The sequence below is a fragment of the Phyllobacterium sp. genome (assembly GCF_037994425.1).
Classification (GTDB): Bacteria; Pseudomonadota; Alphaproteobacteria; order Rhizobiales; family Rhizobiaceae; genus Phyllobacterium.
Map to the genome: position 1 here is coordinate 1 of NZ_JBBNAM010000020.1, position 12,706 is coordinate 12,706.

At 57.2% G+C, this 12,706-nt stretch carries 13 protein-coding genes and 1 tRNA gene; 3 read left to right on the top strand and 11 right to left on the bottom strand.

Features of this window, described 5'->3' with window-relative positions; genetic code table 11:
• Positions 1 to 168: 168 nt before the first annotated feature.
• From AAAB35_RS00915 to AAAB35_RS00950, 8 genes are all read right to left on the bottom strand, one after another.
• Positions 169 to 639, bottom strand: coding sequence for a YbaK/EbsC family protein (locus AAAB35_RS00915; protein ID WP_340666373.1), 471 nt, complete (start codon positions 637 to 639; stop codon positions 169 to 171).
• Positions 636 to 1,451 (bottom strand): MBL fold metallo-hydrolase, encoded by an 816-nt coding sequence (locus AAAB35_RS00920; RefSeq protein ID WP_340666384.1) that lies wholly within the window; start codon positions 1,449 to 1,451, stop codon positions 636 to 638. The genes AAAB35_RS00915 and AAAB35_RS00920 overlap by 4 nt, the downstream gene beginning before the upstream one ends.
• Positions 1,438 to 2,226: a TatD family hydrolase gene (locus tag AAAB35_RS00925; RefSeq protein ID WP_340666385.1), complete on the bottom strand. Its 789-nt coding sequence runs from the start codon at positions 2,224 to 2,226 to the stop codon at positions 1,438 to 1,440. The genes AAAB35_RS00920 and AAAB35_RS00925 overlap by 14 nt, the downstream gene beginning before the upstream one ends.
• Before the next feature lie 17 nt (positions 2,227 to 2,243).
• Entirely contained in the window at positions 2,244 to 3,791 is a 1,548-nt protein-coding gene (gene metG, locus AAAB35_RS00930) for a methionine--tRNA ligase (RefSeq protein WP_340666374.1), read from the bottom strand.
• Positions 3,792 to 3,878: 87 nt separating this feature from the next.
• Positions 3,879 to 4,940, bottom strand: coding sequence for a DNA polymerase III subunit delta' (locus tag AAAB35_RS00935; RefSeq protein ID WP_340666375.1), 1,062 nt, complete (start codon positions 4,938 to 4,940; stop codon positions 3,879 to 3,881).
• Positions 4,937 to 5,608 carry a dTMP kinase gene (tmk, locus tag AAAB35_RS00940; protein WP_340666376.1) on the bottom strand — a complete coding sequence of 224 codons (672 nt, stop codon included), beginning with the start codon at positions 5,606 to 5,608 and terminating at the stop codon, positions 4,937 to 4,939. Before tmk ends, AAAB35_RS00935 begins: the two co-directional genes overlap by 4 nt.
• A gap of 74 nt (positions 5,609 to 5,682) precedes the next feature.
• Complete coding sequence (locus AAAB35_RS00945; protein ID WP_340666377.1) at positions 5,683 to 6,912, bottom strand: D-alanyl-D-alanine carboxypeptidase family protein; 1,230 nt, start codon at positions 6,910 to 6,912, stop codon at positions 5,683 to 5,685.
• Positions 6,881 to 8,140: a septal ring lytic transglycosylase RlpA family protein gene (locus AAAB35_RS00950; RefSeq protein WP_340666378.1), complete on the bottom strand. Its 1,260-nt coding sequence runs from the start codon at positions 8,138 to 8,140 to the stop codon at positions 6,881 to 6,883. The genes AAAB35_RS00945 and AAAB35_RS00950 overlap by 32 nt, the downstream gene beginning before the upstream one ends.
• 225 nt (positions 8,141 to 8,365) lie before the next feature.
• Between AAAB35_RS00950 and AAAB35_RS00955 the strand changes: the two genes are divergently transcribed.
• The gene (locus AAAB35_RS00955; RefSeq protein WP_340666379.1) at positions 8,366 to 8,908 is read left to right on the top strand and encodes a hypothetical protein; all 543 of its coding nucleotides are present in this window, start codon (positions 8,366 to 8,368) and stop codon (positions 8,906 to 8,908) included.
• 3 nt (positions 8,909 to 8,911) lie between these two features.
• Here AAAB35_RS00955 and AAAB35_RS00960 read toward each other — a convergent pair whose 3' ends face one another.
• Positions 8,912 to 9,337 (bottom strand): OsmC family protein, encoded by a 426-nt coding sequence (locus tag AAAB35_RS00960; protein WP_340666380.1) that lies wholly within the window; start codon positions 9,335 to 9,337, stop codon positions 8,912 to 8,914.
• Positions 9,338 to 9,511: 174 nt separating this feature from the next.
• On the opposite strand from AAAB35_RS00960, the gene AAAB35_RS00965 reads away from it, so the two are divergent.
• Positions 9,512 to 9,601, top strand: a tRNA-Ser gene (locus AAAB35_RS00965).
• A 489-nt stretch (positions 9,602 to 10,090) separates the two neighbouring features.
• On the opposite strand, the gene AAAB35_RS00970 is transcribed toward AAAB35_RS00965, so the two are convergent.
• Positions 10,091 to 10,468: a DUF982 domain-containing protein gene (locus AAAB35_RS00970; protein ID WP_340666381.1), complete on the bottom strand. Its 378-nt coding sequence runs from the start codon at positions 10,466 to 10,468 to the stop codon at positions 10,091 to 10,093.
• A 255-nt stretch (positions 10,469 to 10,723) separates the two neighbouring features.
• A complete protein-coding gene (locus AAAB35_RS00975; RefSeq protein ID WP_340666382.1) occupies positions 10,724 to 11,374 on the bottom strand; it encodes a hypothetical protein in 651 nt (216 codons plus the stop codon).
• Between the two features lie 876 nt (positions 11,375 to 12,250).
• Between AAAB35_RS00975 and AAAB35_RS00980 the strand changes: the two genes are divergently transcribed.
• The gene (locus AAAB35_RS00980; RefSeq protein ID WP_340666383.1) at positions 12,251 to 12,583 is read left to right on the top strand and encodes a hypothetical protein; all 333 of its coding nucleotides are present in this window, start codon (positions 12,251 to 12,253) and stop codon (positions 12,581 to 12,583) included.
• The last annotated feature ends 123 nt before the right edge of the window (positions 12,584 to 12,706 follow it).

The following is a 12,706-nucleotide window of genomic DNA, read 5'->3' on the forward strand; positions in this document are numbered from 1 at the left end:
CAAAATCAGTCCCAAAATCTGCTTCCCGTCGCTCGTTACAAAGAGGCGGGAGGGTGGTCACAACGACATTTCTACTTTGCAAATACCGGACATTTTAACTTTGCGGCTACAAACAAAAGTCACATAAGATAGATTATGGAACTGCGACTTATTACCCAGTGGTTGTGATCAGCCCGTAATATCGGCAACTTGCGCCTTGGCGGCTTTGACCAAAGCATTGGGATCACTTGGAAACACGAAGTTCGTGCCACCCGCCGCTGCCCAGACGACATCGAACTGCATTAGGTTTTCGTCGGCGTAAGCATCGATATCGATGAGATGCCCGATCGGCGCGACTCCGCCAATGGCAAAGCCGGTTTCCTTGCGGACATACTTTGGATCGGCTCGGTGCAAGTCTTCTCCCGTCAGCCTGGCGGCCTTGCTAAGGTCAAGCTGCCGCGGCCCGGAAACCAGGAACAGATAAAGCTTCTGCGTATTGGCGCCTTGGAAGATCAATGATTTGACGATTTGGCCAACCGTAACGCCGCATTGAATGGCGGCGTCCTCGGCTGTGTGCGTCGAATCCGCCATCTGGCGAATCTCAATACCGAATCCGGCAGCATGGGCCGCCTGGCGCACGCGCTCGACACTCTTGCTCATAGCTCGACCTCAAATGTCAGGCCATCGAATGCGGGTTCCACGTGATCTGACGTATCGCGCATGACCGCTTCATAATCGAGCGGCACGTGCATATGTGTCAAAATTGCTCGACGGGGCTTCAATTTGCCGATCCATTCTATTGATTCTTCGAGAGAAAAATGACTTGGGTGTGGGCGGTATTGCAAGGCATCGATGACAAGTGTGTCGAGATCGAATAATTGCGCAGCCGTGGTATCGGGAAATGCGCTCACATCCGAGCAATAAGCGACATTGGCGATGCGGAACCCGAGCGAAATTATGTCGCCGTGAACCTGCGGCAGCGGTATGAAGCGGATCGGCCCGCCGGCACCACCAACCTCGAAGGCCTCGTGATGGACGATCTCGTGCGGCCGCAATATCGGCGGATAGCTCGATCCTTCCGGTGTTTTGAAACAATAGGCAAAGGCTTCATAAAGCCGCTTCAGGGTCAGCACATCGGCGTAAATATCGAACAGATCACGGCGATCGATGACGAAAGTCCGCAGGTCATCAAGCCCATGGATGTGATCTGCATGCGGGTGCGTGTAGACCACCGCATCGAGTTTGCTCGAACCGAAATCGATCATCTGCGAGCGGAAATCCGGACCTGTGTCGATGATCACGGTCGTAACACCGCCATTTTCCGCCAAACGCTCAACGAGCATCGACGCACGCCGCCGGCGGTTCCTCGGATTATTAGGATCGCATTTGCCCCAGTCACCATTGATCCGCGGCACACCCGGCGAAGAGCCACAGCCAAGGATGGTGAAGCGTAGACGGTCAGGCATCGGCAGGCCTTGGCATCTTGGTGAAAAGCCGGAACACATTGTCCGTGGTCAAGCGTGCAATTTCTTCCTCGCTGACCCCGATCGTGTCGGCAAGAACGGCCGCCGTATGGCGCACGAAACTCGGCTCATTGCGCTTGCCGCGATAGGGCACTGGCGCAAGATAAGGCGCATCCGTCTCAACGAGCAGTCGGTCCCGCGGGACGTTTCGCGCTATATCGCGTATCTCGGGTGAGTTCTTGAAAGTGAGTATGCCGGAGAAGGAGACGTAGCCGCCGAGATCGACTCCCACCTTGGCCAACTCGGGCCCCGACGAAAAGCAGTGCAGGATGAAAGGGAAGGCGCCCTTCCCTGTTTCTTCCTCAAGAATCGAAATCATGTCCGCATCGGCGCTGCGCGCATGGATGACCAGCGGCAGTCGTGTCGCTCGCGCCGCTTCGATGTGGGTACGCAATCCTTGGGCCTGGGCTTCCGGCGGTGCATAATCGTAGTGATAGTCGAGCCCCGCTTCGCCGATCGCCACGACCTTCGGATGCTCGGAAAGCCGGATCAGGTCGTCGGCTGTTACGTCGAGTTCCTCGTGCGCGTTGTTCGGGTGCGTACCTACCGAGGCGTAGACGCTCTCATATCGTTCAGCGATGGCAAGGATACTGTCGAACCGCCTCACGCGCGTGCCGATGGTTACGAGGCGCTTGATATCATTATCAAGCGCCCGCTGAACAATGGCATCGCGTTCCTCAGCGAAGTCAGCAAAGTCGAGATGGCAGTGACTGTCGACAAGCATCGTCATTTGCAGTCCGCTCAGGCTTCTTTGTCTGCTTCGACATAGCGCGGGAAGATCGGTTGCGGCGCCGGCAAGTCCGTCCCCGGGACGAGTTTCGCCCCGGAAAGATCCGCAAAATTGCGCCTGTCGGCCGCGATCGCCAGGATATCGAGCAGCTTCGCCGCCGAGCCCGGTATGAACGGCAAGCACAGAATGCCGATACGGCGAATAACCTCAGCGGTCACATAGAGGACCGTATCCATGCGCGCCGGGTCGGTTTTCTTCAACGCCCATGGCTCCTGGCCGGCAAAATAGCGATTGGCTTCCGCGACCACGCCAAAGATGGCCGCAAGCGCCATGTGAATGGCCTGCGTTCCGACCGCCTTGCGTGCGGTTTCGAGCGCGGTCAGCGCCTGGTTGAGAATCGCCAGATCCGCATCGGTGAATTCGCCGGGTTGCGGTACCTTCGCACCACAATTCTTCGCGATCATCGATAGCGAGCGCTGTGCCAGATTGCCGAGATCATTGGCAAGGTCCGCGTTGGTCCGGTTGACGATTGCCTCGTGGCTGTAATTTCCATCCTGCCCAAACGGTATCTCGCGCAAGAGGAAATAGCGCAGCTGATCGAGGCCATAATGCTCGACGAGCGATACCGGATCGATGACATTGCCGACGGACTTCGACATCTTCTCGCCGCGGTTGAATACAAAACCGTGGCCATAAACCCGCTTCGGGAGTTCGATGCCGGCCGAAAGTAGAAAGGCCGGCCAATAGACAGCGTGAAAGCGGATGATGTCCTTGCCGATGATATGGACATCGGCAGGCCAAAAGCGCCATCGTTCCGCATTTACGTCAGGATAGCCCGCCGCCGTGATGTAGTTGGTGAGCGCATCGACCCACACGTACATGACGTGCTTCTCATCGCCGGGAACCGGGATCCCCCAATCGAACGTCGTACGCGAGACCGACAGATCCTTTAGTCCCGATTTGACGAAGGAAACAACTTCGTTGCGGCGCTCATCTGGCCCGATGAAGTCTGGATTGTCGGCATAGAGCTTCAGCAGCCGATCCTGATAGGCCGATAGCCGGAAGAAATAGCTTTCCTCCTCGAGCCATTCGACAGGCGTTCCCTGCGGACCATAGCGTACATTGTCCGCACGCACTTCCGTCTCTTCTTCCTGATAGTATGCCTCGTCGCGCACCGAGTACCAGCCGGCATAGGAATCCTTGTAGATGTCCCCCGCCTCGACCATTTTCTTCCAGATCGCCTGTGACGAAGCGTAGTGCCGCTCTTCCGTGGTGCGAATGAAGTCATCGTAGGACGCATTAAGGAGCGTGCCCATGTCACGGAAAAGTTTGGCATTTCTGTCAGCCAGAGCGCGGGGCGAAATCCCTTCCTTGCGGGCCGTCTGCAGCATCTTGATGCCATGTTCATCGGTGCCGCTCAGGAAGAGGACGTCCTTGCCGTCATGCCGATTGAAACGGGCAATCGCGTCGGTCGCGATCAGCTCATAGGCATGCCCGATATGCGGGCTCCCATTCGGGTAGGAAATGGCAGTGGTGATATAGAACTTTTCGCGGCTCATGCGTGACCTGATTTCGTCTTTTGCTTAAGTATCTTGGGAGGCTTTGACATAACCCATGTCCGGCGTGATTGCCAGACCGCCACAGCCCTATCTGGCGTCTGCGAGGAAGCGGTGCATTCGATCGAGAAAAATCAGGACGGTCTGTTTCCTGTCGAGGTTGTAGTCGGCAGCGTCCCTCGCCTCGTTCTGCAGGTCGGTCCAGAGATTGGACCAGCGGCTGGCTTTTGCCGTGTCGCCCTGCTCCGCTGCCAGCCGCGCGTTCAGTGCGATACGATCGAACAGGCCCTCGAGAAAGAGGTTATATTGAATTTCGGCTTCGCGTCCCGAAAGGGCAGAGGCCAGCGCATGGGCTTTCGGCACATCGAATACAACCCTGCCGAGAACGCCCTCGACTGCCTCTGAAATCTCCAGCCCGCCGAATGCCAGAAGCAAGGCGGCTTTGCGCGCGCTTCCATCTGCCTGTTTGACAAGCCCCTCGATGTCGGTGACTTGGCCGGGGTCGAGATTGATTGCCGTAAGCGCCGAAATCAGATCCTTCTGTTCCAGGGGTTCAAAGCGCAGAGATTGACAGCGCGAGCGGATGGTCGGCAACAAACGACCCAATGAATGCGAGATCAGGATGAACAGGGTACGTTGCGGTGGTTCTTCAAGAGTCTTGAGCAAGGCATTGGCAGCATTACGATTCATATCATCCGCCGGATCGACGATGACGATGCGCCACGAACCATCATGGGAGGTGCGGTTGAGGAAGTGCGTAACCCTTCTTATCTCGTCTATCGTTATGCCGGTCTTGAATTTGCCTGTCTTCGTATCGACTGGGCGGGTAATGTGCAGCAGGGAGAGGTGCGTACCACTGGCCATCTGCCGGTAAGGCGCCGCGGTGAAGTTCGGTTCAGCAAGTGTGAGCGGCGCATCTTTCGTTTGCGGATAGGTCAGCATGTGTCCGGCAAGATGAAACGCCAGCGTCGCCTTGCCCACGCCCTGCGGTCCCTCGAGCAGAAGGGCGTGGTGCATGTGACCGGACCGATAGGCCTGCGCAAGGAATGATCGTATACGGTCGTGCCCGAAGAGGGCGCGATTGGCAGAGGGTGGCGGGACACCATCGATGGCATCGTGGGTCACTGGTACGTCGAGGACCGCATCGCTCATCGGGCTACCTCGGCAGTTTGGGCAGATTTCATGCCCCGCCTCGCCTTGAGGTCATCGACTAGCTGGGCGATCTGACGCGCGATCTCGCCGGCCGGACGATCGCCGGCAATGACCTTGCAACGTTCAGGTTCCGCCTTTGCTATCGCCAGATAGGCATCACGTCGCTTGGCGTGCATGTCCACCGTTTCCTTTTCGAAGCGGTCGGCAGCGCCTTCGCCACGCCGCGCGTTGGCCCGCTGCAAACCTAATTCCGCCGGCAGGTCGAGGATGATCGTGAGATCGGGCACAAGGCCATTGATAGCGACCTTCTCGATAGCGCGCATCAGATCCGGGTCGAGGTCACCCGTTACGCCCTGGTAAACCCTGCTTGAATCGATGTAACGATCACAAAGCACCATGCGGCCGGACCGCAGCGCCGGGCGCATTATCTGCTCTACATGGTCATTGCGGGCGGCAGCAAAGAGCAAGGCTTCCATGGCGGGCCCGAAGGCCTCTGCGGCACCGCTCAATATCACGTGTCGCAAGGCTTCGGCGCCGGGCGAGCCGCCGGGCTCGCGTGTTGCCAACACGTCGTCGCCGCTTGCGCGCAGGTGCTCGGCAAGCCTAGCAATCTGGGTCGATTTGCCCGCGCCCTCGCCGCCCTCGAATGTGATGAATAGTCCCTGCACGCCGTCAGCCGTCTTTCGATGGAGTCACCTCAAAGATGGTTCTAGCGTCAGCAATTTAAAAGGTCGAGGCATGTTCAGAACTTCAGTTGCCGGGTCCAGCCCGTGGTGAGTTCCAACACCGCATCGAGTGTCCGTTTCGTGAGGTCACCGGTTTCGACGGCCTCCGCCGTATAGACCGGTGTTTCTTGGACAAGTTCCTCGCCGATCCAGATCCGCAGCACGCCCGCCTCTTCGCCAGCCTTTACAGGCGCAACAAGCGGTCCCTTATAAACGATGTGGGCTTTCAGGCGATCGCGATTGGCCACGGGTACGAGCAGGCTCACTTTTTCCTGCGCCCTGAGCGGCACGCTCGACTTGGTACCGCCGTAGATACTTGCCTCACCGATCGTTTCGCCTGCCGCGAAAATATCGATCTCTTCGAACGCCTGGTAGGCCCACTCGAAGATGCGCTTTGCCTCCTCTGCCCTCTCCTTGTCGCTCGCAAGCCCGCTCAGGGCCACGACATAGCGGCGCCCGCCATGTTCGGTTGCGCCGACTATGCCGAAGCCGGACTGTTCCGTATAGCCGGTACCCATCCCATCCGCGCCGATATCAAGTCGCAACAAAGGATTGCGATTGCGCTGGAAGATGTTGTTCCAGGTGAAATTGTCCTGCGCGTAGGTGTGATAGAATTCGGGATAGGTCCGCTTGATATGGCGAGCAAGCGCGACGAGGTCCGCGAGCGATACGCGCTGCTTTGGTTCCGGTAATCCTGTCGAATTGACAAAGTTCGAATTGTTGAGGCCGAGTTCCTTTGCCCTTGCATTCATCATTTCGGCAAACTTTTCCTCGGAGCCGGCAATACCTTCAGCCAGGATTATGCACCCGTCATTGGCGGACTGGACAATGACGCCCTGAATGAGGTCGCCAACGCTGATCGATGATTTCAGCTTGGCAAACATGGTCGAGCCACCCGATGGTGCGCCGCCAGTCCGCCAGGCGTGTTCGCTGACGGTATATTGCGTCGAGAGCCCGATCTTGCCGGCCTGCAACTCGTGGAACACCACTTCCATGGTCATCAGCTTGGCAAGCGCTGCCGGCTCGATGAGCGTTTCAGGCGATTTGGCGTAAAGGACCGTGCCGGTCTGGACTTCGACCATCAGCGCCTGCTTCGCCTTGGTGTCGAATAGCGTGTCCTGCGCTTCGGCACCGAAAGCAGCAGCCAGCGTAACGACAAGGCCCAAGGCGAGTGAGCGGAAAGGCGCTTTCAGCGACGGTGCGACGCGTCGATAATCAATTACCGTCATCGCGAACGACAAATGCATCCCCTGCCCCGGCGGCCCAGGCGGCCTTGAGCAACCTGTCGGTGTTCTTACCGGAGTCTGCACGGGCAATGAGCTCGATTCTGCGGCCTTCGGGGCTTGCGACTTCCGACATTTCGACTTTGCCATAGGCAGAAAGCGCCGCAACCAGACGTCCGGCCTCGCTCTTGTTGGCGAACAAGCCGATCTCGACATATTCGCCAGATGGTTGCGTGACGGCAGCCGCATTCATGCTTTTCCATGAAGAGGAAATTGCATTCGATGAAAGAATGCTGGATGCGGCATTGAGTGGGGCATTGGCGCCGGCAATTCGCTCGCTGGCGTAGGAACTGATGAAAGGCGACTGCGCGCGCTTGTTACCCTTGAGCGAGCCGATAAGGATCGTCGGCTTTTCGTCGACATATGGGCCGATCAACGGCAGAACCGGATCGACGTCGATACTGAAGTTCATGGCAACGCCGGCAGCAGGCACTGGCGTAGACTGTTGCTGCCCAGTGAGCCGTGCTGCCTGTACCTCGAGCGAAAACGCCTGGTTGCCAAGGCTCGCCACCTGGACGCCGGCAGGCTGCTGGGGTTGCATTCCGGGGATCGCGACAGGCGCGCGTCGCGTAGGCGTGCCGCCATTCATGGCAATCATCACGCCTGAAGCCGGCTGTCCATATGGATCGACGCCTGGTGCGTGGTAGGAGGCCATGAGGAACCCGTCATCATTGCCTTCCAGCGGGGCGCGCCCGACATATTCGACCTTCACATCGGCCGTCCCGGTGTGTTGGTAATCGAGCACCGTTGCGGCCTTTTGCGAAAGGTCGATAACGCGCGAGGAATGATAGGGGCCGCGATCGTTGACCCGGACGATGACGGAACTGCCATTGCCGAGGTTGGTCACGCGCGCATAGCTCGGCAACGGCATGGTAGGATGCGCTGCTGTAAGCCTGGTCGTATCATAAATCTCGCCGTTGGCGGTCAAGCGGCCATGAAACGCAGAGCCATACCAGGACGCCTTCCCCTGGCGTCGATATCCCGGTTCTTCCTTCGGGTAGTACCACTTGCCCGCAACCTTGTAGGGCTGACCGACAAGGTTGCGGCCGCCGCCGCGCGGGATATGTCGCAGATCGGTGACAACACGCGGGCTGGCCTTCACGCCATATTCGGATTCGGCAAAATATTCCTTGGAATGTTTGCGCGCCACTGTCGTCTTGGGAGAGGCACAGGCCGCCATCAGAGCGCCCACGGCAACAACCCCTACAACTCGAAAAGCTTTAGCTTTTGACAATGCAGACCACCGGCCGCGCGGACCGTCCCCGAGAATAGTAATGTATCGATAGCAGATCAGAACGCCGGCGCAAACCCCGACGCCCATTCGAGAAGTGCACCCCATGAAATTGCCACGGATAGGTTGATAGGCCATTAACAACCCCTATAGTGCGGCAAGCCCATCAAAAATATGGATTTTTCCATGAGTCGAATACCCCCAATTGACTATGCAACGGCGTCACCCGAAGCACGTGCTGAACACGACCGTGAGCTCGAATTACGCGGCCGGATGACCAATATGAAGCGCATCATGCTGCATTCTCCCGCGGCACATCGCATCTATGCCGAGTGGTTCACGCTGCGTGATCTGCTGCGGCCAACTCTCAGCGATCGGGCAATCTTGCTCTTTTCGCTGGCAATATCCGAAGCAAGCCACGCACTCGTTCCGTCGACGTTCTTTCGCCGCGCGTTGGTCGAGGCGGGTCAGGAGCTTAACGCGCCGGTGCCCACGGCGGACGAAGCCGTGCTGATCGACTTCGGCAAGGCCCTGGTCGCGAACGCTAACGCCGTACCGGATGAATTGTGGAAGAAACTCGCGACCCGCTATGACGAAGCGACGCTCGTCAACCTTGTCGCCTTCGCTGGGATCATGGTGGCGACGACGATCTTCACCAATGTCGTTGAGGTCGACCTCGATCCGGAACTTGAACGGTATGTGGCAGTGGACCACACGACGACCACCTGACGATCAGTCGCGAAGGGTCGTTTGGAATTGCGCGTCGCCGCGGAGCGTATTGGAAACGGTGCAGATTTCTTCGGCTTTTTCGACGATATCGCGCCGTGTCGCCGTGTCGAGATCGCCCTCGATCTCTATGTCGCTTTTGAACAAGGCAATGCGGGACGGTTCCTCGTGGGCTTTGTCGCCAGTCACGTGCACGCGCACTTCCTTGAGCCTGTCCGATACGCCAAGCTTGTTTGCTGCAATTCGCGCGCTGAGTGCAATGCAGGCTGACAGGGACGCGTAGAGCAGATCGAGAGGGTTGAAGCCCGGCTGCGACACGGAGGTGACAATGTTGATTTCGCCGCCGGTTTCCGACGTTATGACGGGTAGTTCCTTGCCCTTGAGGACTGCCTTCGCCCCGACGGCTCTTGTGCGGACTTTAAGTTCTGACATCTGCGGCTTCCTACTATGCTGACTTTGCGCTACCTACTTTGAAGGCACGTCGACAGGCAAGTCCACGGCAAAAGATGCAGCAGAACCGTTGACGCGGCAACGCGAAGCGATATAAAGGCCGCGTCTGTCCGTCGGGCGAAACGTTCGTTGGTTCTCGACGGCGTGGCACAGGCTGGAAGAGTGGCCGAGTGGTTTAAGGCAACGGTCTTGAAAACCGTCGTGCGGGGAACCGTACCGTGAGTTCGAATCTCACCTCTTCCGCCACGTTATTGGCATAACATATTGTTTTTGCTTTACAACATCTCGCAGATATAAACTGTCCCTACCGAATTATCTACCAAACTTTGCCAATGCCCGAGGCGTACGCTGCGCTATTGGCGATTTGCGGTTGGCGTCTCAGCGCAAAAGATTGGCAGCGAAAGGCAAGCTCCAATACCTTGGAACTGCTTAGACGGCCCCGCGTGGTCGCGGGAATTTCCGCCCGTCGAGCAACCATGCTTCCTATCGAACATCACCGAGCATAACCAAATGACAATCACCGACGCACTCGCTGCTCTAATATGGGGCGTGGTTAGTTTCGCATTAGTGTCGACCCTCATCAAAGCGCTCACATCCCCTAAGTCAGAAGCGTTCGAAATCTACTTGGGATGGGTGATGGTAATCGTCATTAGCGGTGCGATCTTGTGGGGTCTCGATGTCTCAGCCAAGTCCTATTGCGGCAAAGGCTATGGCTATTACTGCGGCGACTGAATCCTATCGCCGCCGCGATGCTGTCTTTTGCCAGCGTTGTGGCTTGCCGGTGGGCGCTGGTCGCGCTTGCACCTCAACAAAAATATTGGCTTCTCTCGCCGCTTCAACAAATGCAACCCGGGCAACTGCCGCCGAGCATCCGCCCTCAAGGCACTTCAGGAGGATTGCCTTTGCCATTGAAAGCTTAGCTCCGCTTTCGTATGGCCATTCCTCCAGCAGAAATTTGGCAGCATCGTAAGCGGACGTAATCCCGACGATCTGCCCGGGCTTCCGACCGAAAATCTGCACCATTTGGAATGATCGATGATCTTCATACATCCCGGCAATGTAGGCAAAGATTGAAGGATTCGAATCAATCATTTTATTTAATTTGAGAATCAAAGAGGCGGTGGGCTTTTCGCACCACCGCCAAGTACTGAGCCCACGTGTAAGCTAGGGCTCTAACCCGCCTCATTTTGTCAGCGCCTTGAATAACGCAAATCAACGCGGGTGTTCGTGCTCCGAAAGACTGCTGTTATTGGTTATTCTCATCAACGCGGATGATTATCCCGTCTCCAAAGCGAAGTATGCCATTCTGCAAGCCGCTGGCATTAAAGGCTCGCTCTATTTTTTCGAGAACAAGCCGATCTGCCTCAATTAACGCTGATGGTCGTGCCCATCAGGGCCACGTCCGCCGCCTTCGTTGCCGGTGCCATTGCCACCGCCGTTGCCTTGACCGATGCCGCAATTTCCACCACCGGAACAACCGTGTTCCTTGTCCTTGTCCTTGTCTGCATCAGGCGCAGTCGGAGTCGTTCCAGGTACTGACGCAGTGATGCCCTGATCGATGGAAGGCGTTCCTTCATCTACAGTGCTGGAGTCCTTAGCCTCTTCGTGGTTGCCGTCGTCCGGTGTGGATTCATTGAGCCCAGCAGGTGGGTTATTGCTCGGCTGCGTTGCAGCAGGCTGCGACGGCGATGGTGCATTTGATGCAGTATCAGCGTGCGACGGTGCGGATGCAGCGGGAGCATTGCGTGCTTCGTTTGCGGCGCCCGATACGCTCGACATTGCGGGAGAATGATGCGTTGCAGCAGCGGCAGTGGTCGAATGTGCAGCAGATGCTTTCGATGCACCAATTGAACGCGTGCCTACATGGCCGTCGCCCTTTCCGTGCTTCATCGAATTGACAACAGCGCACGGGGTGTTGAGCCAAATCTGGCTCAGGTTACGAGAGCAAGACTGCTGAGCAGCCATAGCTGGGGCGGACACGCTGGCGAACAATACGCCAAGCACGACGAGTTTCTCCACTATAGTTTCCTTTGGCGATGGAGACGGGAGGCTCTTGCCTTCGGGTCGATCCATATAATCGGAGCACGATTACTCCACTGTCCCCTCGCGAAGCAGGACAGTGGAACAATCAAGCGGGAGCCCCCATGAGGGGCCCCGTACTTGGTTAGGCTACTTGCTCTTGAATCAAATTCTTCGTCTTGGTGGGCGGGGGCAGATCGCTCAATTCATTAAGCGGCGCCAGCGAGGCTCAATGGCCTTTCATTCCAACCGTGCGGGCTTTCTCTAGCAGTTCAAATAGAAAGGCGCTTGCGCTGTCTGCCAATCTTTTGTGTTGAGATGCCAATTAAGGCCTTTGGCACGCATAACTGCCGGTCAACCATCGCTGCGGTGGTAAATCAAGGCCTCCGCTTCGGCATGCGGTGTCGCAATAAACCGCGCCAACCTTGCCTTGATGGCGGCCATGGCGTCATCACGAGTATCGGCATGTCCTTCGTCGTCGCCGCATCGAAAGCCACTGTGGCCAAGCTGAAAATTGTATTCCCAGCAGTATTTAAGTTCCCCGTGCTCAAACTAGGATTACGCCACGGTGCATATCGGCTATGTCACCGATCGGAATGGCAAAAGAACACGCCTACGAAGAAGGTCGAGGCCCCGTTAAGCCACATATGCGCTCCGGCCATTGAAAGAACCAAGGCTTCGGTCCGGGTCGGCCGGATCGCAAGAAAATCTGGATCAACCCCTATCTGGTCAACTACGGCCCCGGCACGACGATCGATCCGCCGCCGCAATATCTCGTCGTCTCCTGAACCAATTCCCAGTTTGCGCAGGAAACGGGTGGCACAACGCTTTGCTGAGTGAAACGGTGTGGGTCATGCCTTCGCTGGAGTTGAACCCATGGAACATCTTTTAACTGGTATCCACCTAATTGCTGCGCTGCTCGGCGATGGTCGACTCCCCGAACTGGCAAGGGCCATAAGCAAACGTGGCTCCTATAACGGCAGCGACGCTTGCTCGCCATCCTACAATGCCGCCATTGCCACCATAAAGCAGGTTAGTGAGGCGAACGTCGGGCCAGTCGCTCAAACCAAGAAACCCCTATTGAAAACAATGGTAGCGCTGGAGCGATTCGACCCCCGATCTTCTGATTGCAAAACAGATGCTCTCGAGGATTACGATTTGACGCGCCGTTGGCTTCCCGCGCCACAGCTGAAGGTACCTGGACTATGATCCGTTTGACGATGCTCCTTGCTCTCACGCTTGTCGGCCTTTCCGCTTGTACGTCAAGCGGCACGGTCAGCCCGCTGGTTCTTTGCGACAGGCCAAGCGACATCAATGCGAGGGTCTTCACCA